This is a genomic window from Falsigemmobacter intermedius, from assembly GCF_004054105.1.
GTDB classification, from domain to species: domain Bacteria; phylum Pseudomonadota; class Alphaproteobacteria; order Rhodobacterales; family Rhodobacteraceae; genus Wagnerdoeblera; species Wagnerdoeblera intermedia.
Map to the genome: position 1 here is coordinate 71,077 of NZ_SBLC01000001.1, position 20,516 is coordinate 91,592.

The 20,516-nt window shown below is 65.6% G+C and carries 17 protein-coding genes; 8 read left to right on the forward strand and 9 right to left on the reverse strand.

Going from position 1 to position 20,516, the window contains the following annotated elements:
- Positions 1–72: 72 nt before the first annotated feature.
- Positions 73–3,531, reverse strand: a complete 3,459-nt coding sequence (gene smc / locus EP867_RS00340; protein ID WP_128486227.1) for a chromosome segregation protein SMC — start codon at positions 3,529–3,531, stop codon at positions 73–75.
- A gap of 267 nt (positions 3,532–3,798) precedes the next feature.
- Here smc and EP867_RS00345 point away from each other — a divergent pair, with 267 nt between their 5' ends.
- A complete protein-coding gene (locus EP867_RS00345; protein WP_128486228.1) occupies positions 3,799–4,041 on the forward strand; it encodes a hypothetical protein in 243 nt (80 codons plus the stop codon).
- Positions 4,042–4,480: 439 nt separating this feature from the next.
- Positions 4,481–5,179: a sugar transferase gene (locus EP867_RS00350; protein ID WP_128486229.1), complete on the forward strand. Its 699-nt coding sequence runs from the start codon at positions 4,481–4,483 to the stop codon at positions 5,177–5,179.
- 9 nt (positions 5,180–5,188) lie between these two features.
- Here EP867_RS00350 and EP867_RS00355 read toward each other — a convergent pair whose 3' ends face one another.
- From EP867_RS00355 to EP867_RS00390, 8 genes are read right to left on the reverse strand one after another with little or no spacing between them, the layout of a single operon-like run.
- Positions 5,189–5,884: an ABC transporter ATP-binding protein gene (locus EP867_RS00355; RefSeq protein WP_128486230.1), complete on the reverse strand. Its 696-nt coding sequence runs from the start codon at positions 5,882–5,884 to the stop codon at positions 5,189–5,191.
- Entirely contained in the window at positions 5,871–6,581 is a 711-nt protein-coding gene (locus EP867_RS00360) for an ABC transporter ATP-binding protein (protein WP_128486370.1), read from the reverse strand. The genes EP867_RS00355 and EP867_RS00360 overlap by 14 nt, the downstream gene beginning before the upstream one ends.
- Entirely contained in the window at positions 6,578–7,513 is a 936-nt protein-coding gene (locus tag EP867_RS00365; RefSeq protein WP_128486231.1) for a branched-chain amino acid ABC transporter permease, read from the reverse strand. The genes EP867_RS00360 and EP867_RS00365 overlap by 4 nt, the downstream gene beginning before the upstream one ends.
- Positions 7,510–8,388: a branched-chain amino acid ABC transporter permease gene (locus EP867_RS00370; protein ID WP_128486232.1), complete on the reverse strand. Its 879-nt coding sequence runs from the start codon at positions 8,386–8,388 to the stop codon at positions 7,510–7,512. Before EP867_RS00370 ends, EP867_RS00365 begins: the two co-directional genes overlap by 4 nt.
- A 47-nt stretch (positions 8,389–8,435) precedes the next feature.
- A complete protein-coding gene (locus EP867_RS00375) occupies positions 8,436–9,710 on the reverse strand; it encodes an ABC transporter substrate-binding protein (protein ID WP_128486233.1) in 1,275 nt (424 codons plus the stop codon).
- 30 nt (positions 9,711–9,740) lie between these two features.
- Positions 9,741–11,105: a hypothetical protein gene (locus EP867_RS00380; RefSeq protein WP_128486234.1), complete on the reverse strand. Its 1,365-nt coding sequence runs from the start codon at positions 11,103–11,105 to the stop codon at positions 9,741–9,743.
- A gap of 54 nt (positions 11,106–11,159) precedes the next feature.
- Complete coding sequence (locus EP867_RS00385) at positions 11,160–14,858, reverse strand: PAS domain S-box protein (protein WP_128486235.1); 3,699 nt, start codon at positions 14,856–14,858, stop codon at positions 11,160–11,162.
- On the reverse strand, positions 14,849–15,094 hold the full coding sequence (locus EP867_RS00390) for a hypothetical protein (RefSeq protein ID WP_128486236.1): 246 nt from the start codon (positions 15,092–15,094) through the stop codon (positions 14,849–14,851). The genes EP867_RS00385 and EP867_RS00390 overlap by 10 nt, the downstream gene beginning before the upstream one ends.
- A gap of 263 nt (positions 15,095–15,357) precedes the next feature.
- On the opposite strand from EP867_RS00390, the gene surE reads away from it, so the two are divergent.
- From surE to EP867_RS00420, 6 genes are all read left to right on the forward strand, one after another.
- Positions 15,358–16,146, forward strand: coding sequence for a 5'/3'-nucleotidase SurE (gene surE, locus EP867_RS00395; protein ID WP_128486237.1), 789 nt, complete (start codon positions 15,358–15,360; stop codon positions 16,144–16,146).
- Positions 16,143–16,874 (forward strand): protein-L-isoaspartate O-methyltransferase family protein, encoded by a 732-nt coding sequence (locus EP867_RS00400; RefSeq protein ID WP_128486238.1) that lies wholly within the window; start codon positions 16,143–16,145, stop codon positions 16,872–16,874. Before surE ends, EP867_RS00400 begins: the two co-directional genes overlap by 4 nt.
- An 83-nt stretch (positions 16,875–16,957) precedes the next feature.
- Positions 16,958–18,226, forward strand: coding sequence for a peptidoglycan DD-metalloendopeptidase family protein (locus EP867_RS00405; protein WP_128486239.1), 1,269 nt, complete (start codon positions 16,958–16,960; stop codon positions 18,224–18,226).
- Entirely contained in the window at positions 18,226–18,561 is a 336-nt protein-coding gene (locus EP867_RS00410) for a YnfA family protein (protein WP_128486240.1), read from the forward strand. The genes EP867_RS00405 and EP867_RS00410 overlap by 1 nt, the downstream gene beginning before the upstream one ends.
- A 79-nt stretch (positions 18,562–18,640) precedes the next feature.
- Positions 18,641–19,237, forward strand: a complete 597-nt coding sequence (locus EP867_RS00415) for a LysE family translocator (protein WP_128486241.1) — start codon at positions 18,641–18,643, stop codon at positions 19,235–19,237.
- 71 nt (positions 19,238–19,308) lie between these two features.
- Entirely contained in the window at positions 19,309–20,514 is a 1,206-nt protein-coding gene (locus EP867_RS00420) for a glycosyltransferase (protein WP_128486242.1), read from the forward strand.
- Positions 20,515–20,516 lie beyond the last annotated feature (2 nt).

Consider the following 20,516-nt stretch of genomic DNA (forward strand, 5'->3'; position numbering starts at 1 on the left):
GCCCCGGACCCCGGAGTATTTGAAAAAAGCCAAAGACGGGGCCCCGGATGAAGGGGCGCCGTCTTTTCAGGTTCAGGCGACGAGGGCTTCGGCGCGTTTGAGATCGACGCTGACGAGCTGGCTGACGCCCTGTTCCTGCATGGTCACACCAAAGAGGCGGTCCATGCGGCTCATGGTGACGCCGTGGTGAGTGATGATGAGGAAGCGCGTGTCGGTGCGGCGGGTCATCTCATCGAGAAGATCGCAGAACCGGGTCACGTTGGCATCATCGAGGGGCGCGTCGACTTCGTCGAGCACGCAGATCGGTGCCGGATTGGCGAGAAAGACCGCGAAGATCAGCGCAAGCGCCGTCAGGGTCTGTTCGCCGCCTGACAGCAGCGACAGGGTGGAAAGCTTTTTGCCCGGCGGCTGGCACATGATCTCGAGGCCCGCTTCCAGCGGATCGTCGGATTCGACCATCACGAGGCGGGCTTCGCCACCGTTGAAGAGATGGGTGAAGAGCAGCGAGAAGTTTCCGTTCACCACGTCATAGGCGGCCAGCAGCCGTTCACGGCCTTCGCGGTTGAGCGAGGAGATGCCCGAGCGGAGCTTGCGGATCGCTTCTTCGAGCTCTTCTTTCTCGCGCCGCAGGGTGTCGTGTTCACTCTGCACGGCGAGGGCATCTTCTTCGGCGCGCAGGTTCACCGCGCCCAGCTGATCGCGGGAGCGGCGCAGGCGTTGCGCCTCAAGATCCAGTTCAGCGGCATCGGGAAGCTGATCGGGCGGGGTGCCAAGCTCTGCGAACAGCTCTGCGGGTTCCTGACCGAGGTCTTCGCGGATCCGTGCCGCCGCGGCGGTGGCGGCCTCTCTGGCCGCTTCGGCGCGGGCCTCGGCGCGGGCACGGGTTTCGCGGGCGGTTGCAACTGTGGTCCCGGCCAGGCGCTCTGCATCCTGAGCGCTGCGCAGGGCGGCTTCGGCCTCAGTCAGGCGGCTTTGCGCGGCCTGACGGCGGGCTTCGGCAGCCTCAAGGGCCTCAGCCAGTTCTTCGCGGCGGGCGAGGATTTCGTCGGGCTGTTCGAGCGCTTCGGCGAGGTCTTCTTCGGCGGCCTCGCGGCGTTCCTGCAGATCTTCTGAATGGCGCTCAGCGGTTTCGAGGCGGTGACGCCAGCCGGAGAGTTCCTTCATCACCTCCTGGCGGCGGCGGGTCCGCGCCTCGCCTTCGCGCCGGGCCTCTTCATGGGCGGCACGGCGGGCGATCATCTCGCTGCGGGCCGCCTCCACCTCGGTCTTCAGGGTTTCGACCCGGGCGCGCAGATCGGCGAGATCGGGAAGCGCGGCCTCGGCCTCGGCGGCCTCTTCGAGGCGGGCGGCGGCGTCATCGGCGGCGCGGGTGGCGCGTTCGCCCGCCTGACGCGCGGCCTCAAGACGGCCTGCGGCGAGAGAGCGGTCCCCCTCGGCACGGGCGAGGCGGCGGCTGGCTTCGGTCAGGCGGCTGTCGGCGCTGCGGCGATGCTCCCGGGCAAGTTGATCGGCCTGGGTGAGGGTGGCGAGTTCCGATTGCAGGCGGCTGTGCAGCGCGGCGGCCTCAGCCGCTTTCGCGGCGGCGAGGGTCAGCTCTTCGCGCAGGGCGGCAAGGCGATTGACCTGCTGCAGGCGCAGAGCCGCAGAAGAGGGCGCATCCCCCGCGGCCGCGCGGTAGCCATCCCACCGCCAGAGATCCCCCTCGCGCGAGACCAGCCGCTGACCGGGCCGCAGCGCGGCCTGAAGCGCGGCGCCTTTGGCGCGATCCACGATGCCGATGCGGCCCAGGCGGCGGGCCAGAACCTCGGGGGCGGTGACATGGGCGCTGAGCGGCGGCAGGCCTGCGGGCAGCGCCTCGGCATCGGTGTAATCTGCCATCGGTGCCCAGCCGGTGGGATCTTCAGCGCTGATTTCCGGGGCGCGCAGATCATCGGCCAGCGCCGCCCCCAGGGCCGCCTCATAGCCCGGGGCGACGCTGAGGCGTTCGATCAGCGCCTCACCGGTGTCAGAGGTGGCGCGCGCCAGCAGCCGCTCAAGCCCGGCGGCTTCTGAGTTGAGCGCAGCAAGGTCGCCTTCGGCGGTGGCGCGGGCGGCGCGGGCCTCAGCCTCGCGCGATTGCAGAGCCTCACGGGCGTCTTCGGCGCCGGCGAGGCGCTCTTCGGCCTCAGTGGCGATCTCCAGGGCTTCGGCCTGGACCTCTTCGGCCTCAGTGAAGGCCTCGGTGGCGGCCTCAAGCGCCTCGGAGGCGGCTTCGGCGGCCTCAGCGGCGCGGGCGGCCTCAGCACGGGCGCGTTCAAGCGCCGCGGTTCCCTCATCGCGGGCGCGGCGGATCCCCTGGGCGCGGGCCGAAAGTTCGGCCGCATCTTCGGTGGCGTCTGAGAGGCGGCTTTCCACGGTGGCCACGGCCAGAGCCGCGTTCTGCGCCAGGGAGGCCAGCTCATCGAGGCGGTCGGCTTCGCCGTCCTGGGCGCGGGCGAGCTGTTCCAGTTCCCACTCAAGACGGCGGATGGTTTCCCCGGCATCGCGGTTGATCACGGCCTCGCGCTCCGCGTCGCGGGCCAGCTGGGCGATGCGGGCGCGCAGGGCGGCGACCCGCTCGGTAGCGCGGCTCTCTTCCTGAGCCAGGGTCTCGCGCTGCAGGATCAGCCGTTGCAGCAGGGCAGCGGCGATGGTGTCTTCTTCACGGTAAGCGGGAAGCGCCGCTTCCGCCGCTTCGCGGGCCTCAGACGTCTCCTCGGCGCGGGCCTCAGCTTCGGCGGTCAGGCGCAGCGCCTCGGCAAACTGCGCCAGCGCCGCCTGACGGGTCATCTCGGCCTCATGCCACCGGCGCGCCAGCAGCATGCCTTCGGCGCGCTTCAGATCGCGGCCGATTTCGCGGTAGCGTGCGGCCTGGCGGGCCTGGCGCGACAGAGAGATCAATTGCTGGGCCAGCTGCTCGATCACATCATCGACGCGGGTGAGGTTGGTCTCTGCCGCAGAGAGGCGCAGTTCCGCCTCATGGCGGCGCTGATAAAGGCCCGAGATCCCGGCAGCCTCTTCCAGGACCCGCCGACGGGCGCGGGGCTTGGCGTTGATCAGCTCTGAGATCTGGCCCTGGCGGACCAGTGCCGGCGAATGCGCTCCGGTCGAGGCATCGGCAAAGAGCATCTGCACGTCCCGCGCGCGCACATCTTTGCCGTTGATCTTATAGTTTGAGCCGGCATCGCGGGTGATACGGCGCACCACCTCCAGCATGACGGAGTCGTTGAAGCCCGAGGGGGCGAGGCGGTCTTCGTTGTCGATGGTCAGCGCGACTTCAGCATAATTGCGCGCGCCGCGCGTCGCGGCCCCGGCGAAGATCACATCCTCCATCCCGCCGCCGCGCATGGCCGTGGGACGGTTCTCGCCCATGACCCAGCGAAGCGCCTCAAGCAGGTTGGATTTGCCACAGCCGTTCGGGCCGACAACCCCGGTCAGCCCGTCCCCGATCACGAGGTCAGTCTGATCAACGAAGCTTTTGAAGCCATTGAGACGGAGTTTAGAGAATCGCAAACCACACCTGTGAGAAACAGCAGATCAGCACCGGAATTGACCGGAACCCCCTGCCGGGATTTCGGGCCTTAAAGTGACGCATCCACCAGATATTGACAAGTGACGGCAGCTGTTGCGGTGCCGCCGGACCGGCACCCATTCCAATTCTCGCGGATTTCCCTGGCAGCGCTTTCAGATCGCCCGGATTTCGCCCCAATCGGCCCCTCTTGTGAGGCACGGCCCCGGTTCAGCCGCAGGCATGAATGTACTTTAAGAATGGAGGCACTCTTGGCACTCGCAGCAATCCTGATCGGCGCATTTACCGCCATCGTCACCCTCGGTCTCACCTTCTGGTCGAGCGACAGCCTGCTGGCTGCCCTCGCAGTTTATATGCTCAGCGGGCTTGGCGGATCGGCGCTGATTCTGGCCCCTGTGACAATTCGCATCTGGATGCAGAGCCGCCGGGCGGGCAAAGCCCGGGAGCAGCTCACCCCGGCGGAAGGTTCCGAGAAGCAGATTGTCGCCGCCTGAGAAACAGCAGGTTTTCTCTAAGCGGCTGGAACAAATGGCGGGAACCAAAGCAACCCGCTTTGGTTCATGTTCCGAACCGGGGAGACAAGGGAGCGCAGCGACCGAAGGAATCACCCCCATCCCCGCACCCCGATGAGGGTCGATACCGATGATGGCGCAACTTATGGTCGTTGAGCGAAAGCGGAATGCATCATTTGATTGAAGTAAGTGGGAAATCCCCCCCTCTCGCTCCTCATGAAACCAGGATATCGGCGGAGAATGTTCTTCGTGAAGCTTCGATTTTCCGGTAATGTTTCCTCGAAACGGTTTCAGTAAATCCGACCCCGCGATGACGCAGATTTCAACTGCATATCCGCCGATTTCTGAAAATTTTATGAATAACTGAGTTAAAAGTCGCACCTGTTTCAGAGCTCCGGCTCACTGTTGAGAAGCCTGCCAAATGACAGCTCCCATCGGCCGTTTTGTTGAAGATCCCCAGGCCCCCCGCACTATTCATGCCCGGAAATTACGCGCCACCTACCGACGCCGCCGCGGAGTTTATCGCTCTTTCGTGAAGCGTCTGTCGGATCTTTTTCTCGTGCTGCTGGCGGCACCGATGGTGGTGCCTATGGTGCTGCTGCTGGCCTTCATCGTCTCGCGCAAAGGCGGTCGGCCGTTCTATTCGCAGCTTCGCGTGGGCAAAGACGGCAAGCTCTTCCGGATGTGGAAGCTGCGCACCATGGTGGTGAACGCCGATGAGATGATTATCGGCTATCTGAACGCCAACCCCGAAGCCAAAGCCGAGTGGGATCGCACGCAGAAACTGCGCAACGACCCGCGTATTTCGGAATTCGGCCACTTCCTGCGCAAATCCTCGCTGGATGAACTGCCACAGCTTTGGAACGTGCTGAAGGGGGATATGAGCCTGGTCGGCCCGCGCCCCATGCTGGAGTATCAGCAGCCGCTTTATCCGGGGCTTGGCTACTACGCTCTGCGCCCGGGTCTTACCGGCTATTGGCAGGTGACTGAGCGCAACCACTCCAGCTTTGCCGAACGCGCCTGGTATGACGACCGCTACGAAGAAGAGCTCTCGCTGATCAACGACGTCAAGGTGATGTATAAGACCGTCGATGTCGTGCTGAAGGGGACAGGCGTTTAAACCGCCCCGTCAGACACCCACCCAGCGGGCAAAGGCCGGATGATCCGGCATCAGCGCCGCGCGGGGGAAGACCTCTGCCACCGCGCCATTGCTGACAAATCCGACCTGATCCGCCAGAGCCAGCACGGTTTCAGCGCGCTGCTCAACCAGGACCGTGGCAACGCCCTCGGCCTTCAGGCGCAGGACCGTGTCGCGGATCAGCGCCACCATAGAGGGCTGCAACCCCTCTGAGGGCTCATCCAGAAGCAATACCGAAGGCTCAAGGCAAAGCGCCCGACCGATGGCCAGCATCTGCTGCTCGCCCCCCGAAAGGGTTGAGGCCCGTTGCGACAGCCGCTCACGCAGGCGCGGAAAGAGGCTCAACACCCGCTCCAGCTGCCCGGCACCGCGACCTCGGGTCATCAGCCCGATGGTCAGATTTTCCTGCACACTCAGCGGACCAAAGAGCCGCCGTCCCTGGGGGACATAGCCGATCCCGGCCTTTGGCACCTCTTCCGCCGGAAGGCTGCGCAGCGGCTGCCCGTTCAGGGTGATGCTGCCGCCGCTCAGGCGCAGCTGGCCCATGATGGCCCGCAGCGCGCTGGTCTTGCCCGCCCCGTTGCGCCCCATCAGACAGGTCACCTGCCCCGGCGGCACCTCAAGCGAGAAGCCGCGCAGCACTTCCGCCGCGCCATAGCCCCCGCAGACCCCCTCAAGCTTCAGCATGATCGCCCCCCAGATAGGCGGCCTGAACCTCCGGATTGGCCCGGATTTCGGCAGGAGTTCCGGTGGCGAGACTGCGGCCGAAATTCAGCACCGTGATGCGGTCTGCGAGATCCATCACCACCTCCATGTTATGCTCAATCAGCAGCACCGTGGTCTCCGGGACCAGACTGCGGACCAGAGCCTTAAAGCCCGCGATATCCTCATTGGCGAGGCCCTGGGTCGGCTCGTCCAGGATCAGCAGTTTCGGGCGCAGAGCGAGGCCCATGGTCAGTTCCAGAAGCCGCTGATGGCCGTAAGACAATTCCCCGGCTGTCTCATCGGCAAAGCCCTCAAGCCCCGTTCGGGCCAGCGCCAGGGGGACATCCCGGGCCAGGTCACGGCTGTCGCGCAGCGCCAGGGCTACGTTGTCGAACACACTCAGCCGCGGATAGATCGAGGTGATCTGAAAGGTATAGGCCACGCCCCGGGTGACCCGGCGATGCGCAGGCAGCGCAGTGATATCTTCTCCCTCAAAGCGGATCACCCCCGACTGGGGGGCGATACGGCCCGACAAGATCGACACCAGCGTCGTCTTGCCTGCGCCATTGGGGCCGATCAGCGCGTGGATCTCGCCGCGCCTCAGCGTCAGATCCACCCCGTCCACCGCCCGGATGCCGCCGAAATGGCGGGTAAGGCCTTTTGCCTCCAGCAACGTCACGGCAGCCATTTCAGCCCCCTTTCCCGCAGAGCTCCGAGGATGCCGCGCGGCGCAAAAAGCACCAGCACCAGCAGTGCCGCCCCCACCACAAACTGATGTGCCGAAGTATAGCTGGACGCGATATCGGTGAGATAAAACATCAGCCCCGCCCCCAAGAGCGGCCCGAGCGTGGTCCCCGCACCGCCCAGAAGCACCCACAAAAGCGGCAGGATGGAAAAGGCGATCGCGCCGAAACTCGCCCCGACCGACCCGAAGAGCAGCGCATAGGCCGCGCCTGCCGCCCCCGCATAGGCCCCCGAGATCCCCATCACCGCCAGTTTCACGGTGAAGGGATTATAGCCCAGCATCTGCGAACGCTCTTCATTTTCGCGCATGGCCACCAGGATGCGCCCGAAGCGCGCCTTCACCAGAGCCAGCGACAAAAACAGACCCGCCGCAAAAAGCCCGAGCGCAAAAAGCCCGCGGTTGAGGTCCGCAGAAAGATCAAACTCCCCAATGCGGCGCAGGCTTTGCGCAAGCACAAAGCCCTCTTCGCCGCGGGTGATCGGGGTATAGTAAAGGATGGTCAGATAGCCCGCCTGCGCAAGCATCAGCGTGACGATCATGAAGCTGACGCCCGCGGTGCGCAGAGCCAGCGCCCCGGCCGCCAGGGCCAGGGCGGCACCCGCGATCGGCCCGGACAGGAGCGCCAGGCCCGCAGACCAGCCCTGCAGCGTCATCCCCAGGCCCGCCGCATACATGCCCGCCGCAAAAAACATCGCGTGCCCAAGGCTCAGAAGCCCGGTGTAGCCGAAGGCCAGGTTATAGCCCATGGCAAAGACCGCCAGCACCATGATGCGGGCGAGGTTGGTCGCGTGATAGACCGGCAGCAGGAAGATCCCCGCCGCCAGCACCGCCACCACGATCAGATGAACTGCGAGGGCCCGGTTCATGCGCGCTCCCCAAAAAGGCCCTGGGGCCGGAAGACCAGCACCAGCGCCACAAAGAGCGTGGCCAGAATCTTGGCCAGCAACGGCGACCAGTAGAAGGAAATCACCCCGTCACTCAGCCCGATCAGCAATGCCGCAATCAGCGTCCCGCGGATCGAGCCGAGCCCGCCGATAATCACCACCGTAAAGGCCATCAGCATCGGGTCATGCCCCATCAGGTAATGCGCCTGCTGCACCGGGACCAGCAGCACCGCCGCCAGCGCTGCAAGCCCCGCGCCAAGGGCGAAGACCAGGGCATAGACCCGGTCGACCCGAATCCCGAAGGCCCGCGCCATATCGCGGTCGATCTGCGTGGCCCGCATCACCAGCCCCGCGCGCGAGCGGGTCATGAAGAGCCAGACCGCGCCCAGGACCAGCGCCGCCAGCCCCACCACCGCCAGCTTATAGCCGGAATAGCCAAACCAGGGCGTGTCGATCATCCAGTCAAAGGGCGGCTCAACCGCCCGCGCCCCGGGGCCAAAGCCCGTCAGAACCGCCTGCTGCAGAATATACATCAGCCCGATTGAGGCGACGATGGTGCCTTCAGCCTCATAGTTCAGCCGCCGCAGCACCAGCCGCTCAGACAGGGCTGCGATCCCCCCGACCACCAGAGGCGCGATCAGCAGCGACAGCCCCCAGGTCATCAGCGGCGGTCCGGGGATGAAGGTCGCCACATACCAGGCCACCACCGCCCCCAGCATCAGAAATTCGCCATGCGCCACATTCACCACGCGCATCACGCCGAACACCAGGCTCAGCCCCACGGCAGTCAGTGCAAGGATCGCTGCCGTGACCGTCCCTTCCAGAAGGGCCAACAGAAAATAGGGGTCAAACATCACCGATGGCCCGTTGTGGCCCCGCCTGCCGTAACAGGCGGGGCGAAGTCTCAGAAGCTTTGCGTCGTATAATCGACCGCGTCGGGATAGAAGCTGTCCTCAATCGCGGTCTTATGCACGCGGATGAGTTTGCCGCCCTCAACCTTACTGATCGCCTGCTCGGCGAAGACCTGGTGGGTCTTGCCGTTGAAGACCTTGCGGCCCTGCGGGTGATCGGCGCTTTCTTCCCAGCCAGTCATCGCCTCAACCGCTTCGACAAATTTCTGCCGGTCAGCCGGGCCCTGGTAGCCCGCAGCCTCCATGCCCTGGCGGATCACCGAGAGCGTCTCCCAGACCGAGAACATATGCCCATAGGTCGAGACATCCCGCGCATCTGAGACCGAAGCGCCATTGTCATCCACCCCGACCGCCGCGCGATAGGCCTTTTCATGCTCAGAAGCATCCGCCTGGAGGTTGCGGCAATGCCCCTCCCAGAAATGGGTGCCCTCAAGGAACTCCAGACCCGGCGAATTCAGATCCACGGCCTCAAGGCTGTCGATGAAGCCGAAAATCTCAGGCCGCGCGCGCTTGCCGTAAAACTGCCCGAGCTCTTTGACGAAGGTCAGAACGGCGGGACCGATCATGACGTGATAGATCACTTCCGTCTCGCGCGGGATGCGCGGGAAATAGCGGGTGAAGCTGGTCTCGGTCGGCGGGATCGCCACCATGCCCACCACTTCGCCGCCCTGAGCCTTCACCGCCTCAGAGAAATAGTCGCGGTGGTCATGGCCAAAGGCATAATCCGGGAAAATCAGCGTGACCTTTTTGCCCAGGTTCTGCGTCACAAAAGGCGCGACCGAGGTGCATTGCGCGCGCACATCCGAAATCCCCGGCTGCATCGCCCAGCGGTTCAGCGCGCCCGAGGCCACGTGGAACCCCTCTGAGCAGACCAGATAGGGGATCTTCAGCTCTCCCGCGCGCGGCGCAGAGCCGATCACCACATGGCTGAACAGCGGCCCGAAAATCAGATCACACTTTGCCTGGGTCGCAAGCTTTTCAACCACTTCAGAGCCGCGCTTCGGGTCGGTGCCGTCATCCTCAAAATGGATCTCGACAGGACGGCCATTGATGCCCCCGGCGTCATTCAGACGCTTCAGCGCCGCCTGGGCGGTGCGCTCATACCAGCGGCCATAGGCGGCCCCGATGCCGGTGCGGTGCAGCTGAAACCCCAGTTTGATCGGCGCGGCCGACTGCGCCGAAGCAAAACGCGCGGGCAGCGCCAGAGCAGCGCCCCCGGCGGCCAGACCCGCAAGAAGGCTGCGGCGGTGGATAACGGACTGCGACATGCGCTCTCTCCCCTCTTGATCCTGCAGCGCTCAGACCCCGGTGGGCGAGGACAAAAGCCACAGGCCGAATATCGTGTAACCGACCATGAGCACGCTCAGCGGCAGATGCGCAAGACCGCTTCGCCGCCCCGGTGTCATCTGCAGCGCTAACATGACAGCAAGGACGTGAACGCCAACAATTAAAGCGAATTGCAGGTTCCAGATTGCGGTCATAACGGAGCGGTCCGTCAAAAATCCCATCGAGACCCAGAAAGGCTCCAGCCCCAGAAAGGCGTCGCCCTGCAGCAGCGGATCGTTCAGCGCCAGAAGCAGATATTGCCCCGCCGTCAGCAGCATCATCAGATAATGCGCCGCATGATACCCCGCAGCGATGGCCAGAAACGACAGCATCACCGGCCCCGCAGGCAGCGCCGCACCCGAGAGACGGCGACCAAGGGCGATGGCGCCGTAAATCAAGGCCGCAGTCAGGGCAAAACTGCCGATCAGGCCAAGCGTGTTGATCCCCTGAACCGCAGAGCGGCCGGTAAATTCGAGAGGGTTTTCGCCGATCAGCCCCAGCCAGAAAAACGTCGCCTGCAGACCATCAAAAGAAAGGGCCGCCAGCAGCAGAAGCACAAAGACCTGACCCGACGGCCGGAGCGACGGGGCAGTGACGATATGCGCCCCCGGCCAGCCGAGTTGTAAGGCACGCTCCCCCGCCGCCGTGCTGATCCGAAAGGGGGCGAGGCGGGCGATCATGGCGAAGGTCAGGTGCAGAAACTCCCCCTCCTTCAGCCAGTCCTCACCCTCAAGGCAGGCGGCGATGAAGATCACCAGCCAGTAAAGACCCGCCGCCTGTGCAAGGATCATCGGATCTTCCGGCGCAAGCGAGATGATCTGAAACCAGCTGAACCCCGCCAGACCCGCCACCGCAGGCCAGGCCCCGAGGCGCGTCAGACCAACGCTTCCCTGCCAGCCCGTCAGCAGACGCAGCATCCTGACCGGCCCGCGCCAGGGGTTCAGCGCCCCCCAGAGATCCCCGGTCAGCAGCGACAGCAAAGGCAGCGCCACCCAGACCCCGGCCCAGAAGACCAGCGTCAGCAGATTGTGCATCGGATCGCGCGGCCCCACCCAGCCGGTGAACAGCAGCGCCAGAAAGATCACGAAAGAGAAATAGCTCAGCCAGTCCGCGCCGCTGCCCGCAGGCCAGCGCGCCAGCGTGACCGGAGCGGGCAGGCGCAGCCAGGCCGCGCCCCCCGCCATCAGCGCCGTCAGCGCCACCGTCACCGCGGCCCCGGCCAGATAATGGCCGATCGGCAGCGTCATCACGATCGACGGCGGCAGCGCACAGGCCAGGGCCAGCCCCGGCAAGCCCGCCAGAACCGCTGCAAGAAGGGCATTGCCACTGCGCCGCATCCCGTTCCCCCACCTCTGTCCTTCGGGGGCTAAAGCCTGACATTGGCGCAAATATCAAGCCTTTGCCGCAGCCTGGCGAAAATCGCAGAGCAGCCGGACCAGATCCGCGCGCCGGAAGGGCTTCCCCAGACAGCCGTCAAATCCGGCCGCGAGATAGGCCTCAATCTGATGGGTCATGACATTGGCAGTCACCGCCGCCGCAGGCGGTGTGGCCCCGCCACCCGCAGCCGCCGCGCTGCGGATCTGCGCCAGGGCCTGGACTCCGTCGAGATCGGGCATGGAGATATCCAGAAGCAAAGCATCAAACTGCCCGCTCTGCGCAAGTGAAACGGCCTCGCGGCCATCCGTGGCAAGCGTCACCCCGACCCCCAGACGGCTTAGCATTGATTTCAAAATCAATCGGTTGGTGGCATTATCATCGGCAAAAAGCACCTGCATCCCGCTCAGATCCGCCTGGGGCTCCGCCAGGGCGGGAAGAGCCTCCGCGGGGGCCGGGTCGGGGGGCAGGTGAACCGTCATCTCCGTCCCCTCTCCCTGCCGGCTTTTCAGGGTAATCTCTCCCCCCATCAGGCCGATCAGACGCCGCGAGATCGCAAGCCCGAGGCCCGTGCCGCCATAGCGCCGCGTGATCGCGCCATCGGCCTGTTCAAAATCCTCAAAGGCGCGGGCCTGCTGTGCGGGGGACATGCCGATCCCGGTGTCGCGCACCGAAATCCGCAAAGCCCCGGCCGGATCGGTGAGGAAACTCACCTCTGCACCGCCCTCATGGGTGAACTTCAGGGCATTGCTGACGAGGTTATAAAGCACCTGCAGCAGACGATGCGCATCGCCATAGCGCAGCTCCGTCGTCCCGGCATCGCGGGTGACGGTGAAGCGCAATCCGGTCTCCCGCGCCCGCAGCGCATAGACCGCTTCCAGACGATCCGCGAGATCGGCGGGGCGAAACGGCTCCCGCGTGACGGTGAGTTTTCCGGCCTCCACTTTCGCGATGTCGAGGATGTCGTTCAGCACCGTCAATAACCCCTCACCGCTGTCACGAATGGTGGCGATCATCGACTGCTCTTCGGGGTCGGAAAGGCGCGCGGCCAGAAGATCGGCCATGCCCAGAACCCCGTTCAAAGGCGTGCGGATCTCATGGCTCATATTGGCGAGAAACTGCGATTTCGCGCGGCTCGCCGCCTCCGCACGCTCTTTGGCGGTGTAGAGATCGGTGATGTCGGACGACACCCCGCGATAGCCCATGAAAATCCCGTCGGCGTCAAAGAAGGGCAGCCCGCTGCTGCGCACCCAGATCTCGCGCTCTCCCGGGATCCGCGCGGGATAAAACCAGACGAAGTCGCGAAAAACCTCGCCGCTGCGAATGCGCTCTTCAAAGTCAGCGGCCCCTGCAGCGGGATCGGTGGTCGGGCTCATCCGGGCGAAGCTGCGCAGATCAAGACCCATCAGCCGCGCGGCAGGACGGCCGGTCTGGGCCGTAAAGCCGTTCGAGACAAAGGTAAAACGGCAGTCACTGTCGGTCTCCCAGAACCAGTCGGGTGAGACGGCAGTGATATCGGCAAACCGCCGCTCGGCAAGGTCACGGCCCGCCAGCGCCTCGCGCAGACGCGCATTGGCGGACTGCAGATCAAGCTCGCGCGCTTTGGCGGCGGTGACATCGATATGGATGCCCGAGAGCACCTCTGCCCGTCCATCGGCCCCGCGCTGCGCCGCCTGCCCGCGCGACAGCACCCAGACCCATCGCCCCTCCCGGTGGCGCAGACGCATGGTGATCTCAAACTGCTCCTGCGCGCCGGAGCGCACGCGGTCCAGCACCGCTTCCAGCTGCACCCGGTCATCGGGATGCAAAAGCCGCCGCCAGTCGCCGAAATTCTCGACCGCCGCCTCATAGCCCAGCATCTTCCACCAAAGATCATTGGCCCGGGTTTCCCCGCTGCGCTCATCCTGCTCCCAGGTGCCGACATCTGCGCCGCGGATAATCTGCTCAATCCGGGCCGAGGCCTGCTTCAGCGGCGTGATCTCAAAATTCGCGCCCACCAGCCGGCGCGCGCTGCCATCCTGATTGCGCAACACCGCGCGCCCGCGCGACTGCACCCAGATCCAGTGGCCCTGCTGATGGCGCAGGCGGTATTCGACCGCAAAATCATCGATCTCCCCGCTGGCGAGGGCGCGAAACACCGGCCGCAGCCCGACCTTATCTTCGGGGTGGATCAGCTTTGACCAGCGGCGGCGCATTTCGGCGGTCAGGGTCGCGGAATCAAAGCCCAGCATTTCAGCCCAGCGGTCATTCACAGTCAGATCATCGGTAAGGGCGTCATATTCCCAGGTGCCCGCAGCCGAGACGGCCAGAACATCCTCAAGCTTCTGGCGGGTCATGCGGATGTCGGTGATATCGATCTGCATGCCCACCCGCTCCCCCGAAGGGGTCAGCCGGTCCCAGAAGCGAAACCAGCGCCCGTCGCCCAGGCGGACCTCCTCCATTCCGGGGCAGTGACGGGCGCGGGCAAGACGTTCGGCGATAAACTCCTCCTCGCGCCCCAGGGCTTCGGGGTAGCGCCCATAGCGCAGACCACTGCGCAAAAGCGTTTCACGAGAGACGCCGGGCACCACCTCATCGGAGAGGGGCGCCAGAAATTCGCGGTATTTTTCATTGCATAAGACCAGCCGGTCTGAGGCATCATAGATCGAGAAGCCATCGGGCAGCACATGGATCGCCGCCTCAAGAATATCGCGCGCGCGCACCGCTTCGGCTGAGGCGGCGGCCAGGGCGGCATCCTGGGCCCGCCGCGCGGTCACATCGGCCTCAACCGCGACAAAGCCGATCAGACCGCCCGCCTCATCGCGGATCGGCACCAGGCTGGAATCGACCCAATAGGCCTGGCCGTTGCGATCCGTATTACAGACCTCAACCCGTTCAGGGCGACAGGCCGCGATGGCAGCATCCATCCGCAGGGCATTGCCGCAGCCGGTCCCGGCGGGACGCAGCACCTCCCGCGGGTCGCGGCCGATCAGCTCTGCAAGCGAATAGCCGCACCGCTCCTCAAAAGCGCGGTTCACCCAGGTCACCCGAAAACCGGCATCCATCACCAGGGCATAATTACTCATGTGTCGGGCGACGTGACCAAGGCCGATCAGTTCCCTGCGGCGCCGCTCATCCTCGGTGACATCGCGCACCACCACGATGAAACCGCCGCCGGGCTGATGGGGGACCGGGCGGGTGCGCCCGAGAGAGGCCTCAAACCACCGTTCCTGACCGGCGATGTTTAACGCATAGCGACAGCCATCCGCCCGCCCCTCAAGGCGCGCACGCTCCATAGCGGCGCCGACGATGCCCGCCACATCCGGCGGCAGGATCTCGGTGAAGGAGCGGCCCAGCATCTGCGCGCGCGCCTGGGCCAGCAGTTCCGGCGTTGAGGTGTGAATATCGGTGTAGATCCCGGAATCATCCACCTCCAGCACAAGATCGGGCATGGCGCGCAGGGTGGCCTGCAGCCGTTGCCGCGTCGCCTCCAGCGCCAGAGCGGCAGCCTGCCCCGCCCGCTCACTCTCCAGCCGCGCAAGCAGGCCGCCCAGACCGGCCGCCAGCAGATCAAGCGCCCTTCGCGCGGCCCCCGTCAGCACCGCCTGTGAGGGCAGCTGCAGCCGCATCAGACCGGGAAGCCCGTCCTCGCTCAGCAGCGGCAGAAAGACCGCCCCCTCGTGTTCAAGGGATCCGCCCTCAGCAAGGGTGGTCAGATGATCTGCGCTCAGAAACACCGGCGGGCCGCTGCCGCCGAAATGCACATCGGCAGAAAGGCAGGCGGATCCTGCCCCTGCAGGCGCATCAGCGTTATCCCCGTCCCGCCGGGACAGATCTGCTCAACCCCTGCCAGAAGGGCCTTCACCGCCGCATCCGGCGCGCGCCGCAAGGCTTCGGTCAGCAGCCCCGTGACGGCCTCCACAGGCCCCCTGCGCGGCAGCCCCCCGCGCCGTTCCGGCTTCAGTTCAGCCACAGGCCCCTCCGTCGTCGCGTAAACGGGCTCACTCTGACGCAGCCCTCTTAAGGAAGGCTGAAGTGCTGAACGCAGCGCCGAACGCCGGGATGCGACCCTTGGGAAAAGCCGCCGGCTTCTGCGGCGCAAAGAACACAGATTGGCACTTATGCCGCCTCTCCGCCGGTCCGGACGCGAAAAACCGTCACGAGAATTCCCTTTTTCCTGCACAGGCTCTAAGTCTGCGGTATTCGGGAGAGAGACGGAAAGACCTCAGGATCATCATGCGCATACTCGTGACCAATGACGACGGCATCAATGCACCGGGTCTCAGAACCCTCATCGCCATCGCGCAGGAGGTGGCCGGCCCCGAGGGGGAAGTCTGGGTCGTGGCCCCCGCCTTTGAGCAGTCGGGCGTCGGGCATTGCATCAGCTATACCCATCCGATGATGGTCTCGAAGCTGGCGGAAAAGCGCTACGCCACCGAAGGAAGCCCGGCCGATTGCGTGCTGGTCGGCATCTATGACGTGCTCGAAGGCCAGAAGCCGGATCTGATCCTGTCGGGCGTCAACCGGGGCAATAACTCGGGTGAGAACACGCTTTATTCCGGCACGCTTGGCGCGGCGATGGAGGGTGCGCTTCAGGGCGTGAAAGCCATTGGTCTGTCGCAGTTTCTGGGGCCGGAAACCAAAGATCTTGAGGATGAATTTGAGGTGGCCCGCGATTACGGCGTTCAGGTCGTGCGCGATCTGCTGGAAAAAGGCATCTGGGAAGAGGACCGCGATTACCGGATCTTTTATTCGGTGAACTTCCCGCCGCGTGCCTCAAAGGACGTGAAGGGGGTCAAAATCGCCGCCCAGGGCTTCCGCCAGGGCACCGGCTATGGCGTTGAGCCGCATTTCTCGCCTTCGGGCCGCCGGTTCCTGTGGATCCGCTCGGCGGACCAGCGGGCCGCAACGGCAGCCGGCGCCGATGTGGCGCTGAACCTTGAGGGCTATATCTCGATCACGCCCATGCGCTGCGATCTGACCGCCCATGACCGTCTGGCAGAACTTGAGGCGCGGTTCACATGAGCGAAGCCGAGGGTTCTGAGCCGGAAGAAACCCTCGCGGAGCGCAAGATGCGCTTCCTTTTCGCCCTGCGCTCGCGTGGGGTGACGGACAAGGCTGTGCTCTCAGCCATGGAAAAGATCGACCGCGGTGCCTTTGTGCGCGGTCACTTTGCCGAGCGGGCCTATGAAGATATGCCGCTGCCGATCGCCTGCGGTCAGACCATCTCGCAGCCCTCGGTCGTGGGGTTGATGACCCAGGCGCTGGAGATCGGGCCGCGCGACATCGTGCTCGAGATCGGCACCGGTTCGGGCTATCAGGCGGCCGTGCTGAGCCAGCTGGCCCGCCGGGTCTATACCGTGGACCGCCACCGCCGCCTTGTGCGCGAGGCCGAAGAGGTTTTCGCGAAACTGGGGCTGCATAACATCACCGCCCGGACCGGCGACGGCAGTCTGGGGCCGCTGCCCCCCGCGCGCCCCGATCTGCCGGTGGTGCCGCCGCGCCGTGAGGCGGTGGCCCCTTTTGCCGATCAGGCCCCCTTTGATCGCATCATCGTCACCGCCGCCGCTGAGGATCCGCCCCCCACCCTCTTGGAGCAGTTGCGGATCGGCGGTATAATGGTCCTCCCCGTCGGGCAGTCAGACGCCGTGCAGCAGCTGGTGCGCGTGCGCCGCCTTGATGAGGGCTTCGCCTATGAGGAACTGAGGCCCGTGCGCTTCGTTCCCCTGACAGAAGGTATCGCGCCGGAGTAAGCCGCCCCTTCGGGCGCGCCGAGAACCGGAGCAGGAGAAACAGTGCCGGGGTCAATCCGGCCAGGTGACGAGGCAGAGCAGATATGTCCATTTCCAAGACCATCGGTTCCTCCCGGCAGACTTCTGTTCTGCGTGGCGCGGCTGCCCTCAGTGCGGTGGCGCTGATCCTGTCGGGCTGTATGCCGCAGAACGGCCAGCCCCTCGACTGGGACCTGCGCCCGGCGCAGATCGGCTCAACGGCGGATGCGGCACGCTCTGCTTCGATGAACCGACCCCAGGTCGACAGCCGCGGGATCATTTCCTACCCCGGCTATCAGGTCGTGGTGGCCCGTCGCGGCGAAACCGTGGGCACCATCGCCTCGCGCCTGGGCGTCAGCGCCGATCAGATGGCGCGCACCAATGCCATTCAGCCCGACATCATGCTGCAGGGTGGTGAACTCCTGGTTCTGCCGGGCCGCGTGGCCGAAAGCCCCGCCCAGGGCGGCTGGGGCCAGCCCATGGCGCCGGCGCAATCGGGCGGTGCCACCAATATCGGCGCCATCGCCACCACCGCGCTGGACCGCGTGCCCTCGGGCGGCAGCAGCTCTGCACAGAGCAGCGCCCCCGCACAGACCCAGGTGCCGTTCAGCACCTCCGGCAGCACCGCAGGCGGGGTTGAGCCCGCACGCCACCGCGTGGCCCGTGGCGAGACGGCGCAAAGCATCGCACAGCGCTACGGCGTGACGACTTCGGCGCTGGCAGACTGGAACGGCCTCAACAGCAGCCTCACTCTGCGTGAGGGCCAGTATCTGCTGATCCCGCCGACCGCGACCCGCAGCGCCGCTGCCGCTCCGGCCCCCGCGCCCGCTCCGGCCGTGATCAATCCGCCGGGCCAGAGCTCGCCCACGCCGCAGCCGCCCTCGGCCTCCAAACCCCTGCCGAAAGAGACCCCGACCCGCGCGGGTGGCGGCAATACCGGGGCGGCCCCCGCCTCGCCGTCGCTTCCGACAACGACCAGCACCGCCTCGCGTCTGGCGATGCCCGCAGACGGAAAGGTGATCCGCGCCTATCAGAAGGGCAAATACGACGGCATCGGCATTGGCGCTGCCGCCGGAAGCCCGGTGCGGGCCGCCGCTGACGGCACGGTTGCCGCCATTACCCGTGACACCGGGCAGGTGCCGATTGTGGTGATCCGTCACGCCAATAACCTGCTGACGGTCTATGCCAATGTCGACGATCTCTCCGTGGCAAAGGATGCCACCGTCCGCCGCGGCCAGACCATCGGGCGGGTGCGCGCCGGAAACCCGGCCTTCCTGCACTTTGAGGTGCGCCGCGGGGCCGACAGCGTCGATCCGATGAGCATGCTGCCCTGATGGGCAGCGCCGTTCCGACGCTGGCGCTTTTTGCGCTGGCGGCGCTGGCGGAAATCGCGGGCTGCTTTGCCTTCTGGGCCTGGGCGCGGATGGAAAAATCCGCGCTCTGGCTTTTGCCGGGTCTGGGCTGCCTTGTGCTTTTTGCCTGGGTGCTGACCCGGGCAGAGAGCGATTTCGCGGGCCGCGCCTATGCGGCCTATGGCGGGATCTATATCCTATGTTCGCTTGTCTGGCTTTGGGCGGTTGAGGGCCAGGTCCCCGGCCTGCGCGATCTGGCGGGCACAGCCCTTTGCCTGTGCGGCGCGGCGCTGATCCTTTCGGGCGCGCGCGGCTGAGCCAGGGCAGGCCGGAAATATCTCCGCCGCCGCCTGGCCCCCTCTGGCAACTCCGCAACCGCGGGGGCATGGTGTCGGCATGGATCTGCACATGCTCTCTGCCCTCACGCTTTATGCGCTCGTCTCCTCGATCACGCCGGGGCCGAATAACCTGATGCTTATGGCCTCAGGCGTGAACTTCGGCTTTCGCCGCACGCTGCCGCATATGCTGGGCATCGGGATCGGCTTTACCGTCATGCTGGCGCTGGTCGGCTTTGGCCTGGGCGGGATCTTTGCACAGTTCCCGCAGCTGGAGACCGCGCTGAAGGTCGTGGCAGTCTCCTATATGCTGTGGCTGGCGTGGAAGATCACACAATCCTCTGCGCCCGAAGACGGGGCCCGGGCCGGTGGCAAGCCCATGACCTTTCCGCAGGCGGCCGCCTTTCAATGGGTCAATCCCAAGGCCTGGATCATGGCGTTAAGTGCGATCCCGATCTATGCGCCAAGCCAGTCTGCCGCTCAGGTGCTGCTGGTCGCAGCAATTTTTGGTGCGGTGAACCTGCCCTCGGTCTCTACGTGGGCGCTGGCGGGCACGCTGATGCGGCGCTGGCTGCAGGACCCGCTGCGGCTGAAGGTCTTTAACTGGCTGATGGCGGGGCTTCTGGTGCTTTCGCTCGCACCCGCGCTGTTGGGCTGAGAAATTTCCCTGGGGGAATTGCCGGGCGCGGGGCTATGATGCGTAAAGATGCATCCACAGCCGGGGCCGGAATGAAGATCGCTTATATTCTCAACACCTACCCCAGCCCCTCGCACAGCTTCATCAGACGTGAAATCAACGCACTTGAGGCCCAGGGCCATGAGGTGTTGCGCCTCGCCATGCGCGGCGACAGCGCGGTTCTGAAAGATGAGGGTGACCGCGCAGAGGCCACGAAAACCCGTCATATCCTGCGTGAAGGCCCGGGGCCGCTGGCGCGGGCCATGCTGGCTCAGGCCGGGCGCGTTGCGGCAGCCCTTCCGGCGGCGCTTCGGGCGGGCCGGGCGGGCGCGGGAGCGGGGGTGCCAGGCACCGGCGGGCCTCTGCGCCATCTGATCTATCTTGCTGAGGCTGCACGGGTGGCGCAGATTGCCAGGGCCGAAGGGGCCGGCCATCTCCATGCGCATTTCGGCACCAATGCGGCCATGGTGGCGCATCTGGCCCATCTGATCTCGGGTCTGCCCTACAGTTTCACCCTGCATGGTCCGGAGGAGTTTGACGCGCCGCTGCCCCTGTCGCTGCCAGCAAAGATCGCTTCGGCGAAATTCGTGGCCGCGATTTCAAATTTTGGCCGCTCGCAGTTGATGCGCTGGTGTGAAGCCTCGCACTGGCACCGCCTGGAGGTGGTGCACTGCGGGATTGAGCCCGCGAAATTCGCCGCTCCCCTGCCGCTGCCGGAGGGTCAGGGGCGCATGGTGGCGATCGGGCGGCTGTCAGAGCAGAAGGGCCAGCTTTTGCTGATTGAAGCCCTGGCGAAAGCCTGCCCTCAGGCGCCGGAGCTACATCTGACGCTGGTGGGGGATGGCGGGCTGCGCGCCCCGATTGAGGCCGCGATTGCGCGGCTGGGGCTGACAGATCGGGTCACCCTGACCGGATGGCTCGATGAGGCCGGTGTGCGGCAGGAACTGGCGCGGGCGCATGCTCTGGTGCTGCCCTCTTTTGCCGAGGGCCTGCCCATGGTGGTCATGGAGGCCATGGCCGCCGCCCGCCCGGTGCTGGCCACCTATGTCGCCGGGATCCCGGAACTTGTTGTCCCCGGAGAGACCGGCTGGCTGATCCCGGCAGGGGATGTTGACGGGCTGGCGACTGCAATGTGTGAGCTGGCCCGCACCCCGGCTGAGCATCTGACCGAGATGGGACTTCGCGGCCGCGAAAGGGTGCTCCTGCGCCATGACGTCTCTCTGGAGGCAGCAAAGCTCGCCCGCGCCTTTGCACGCTGAGC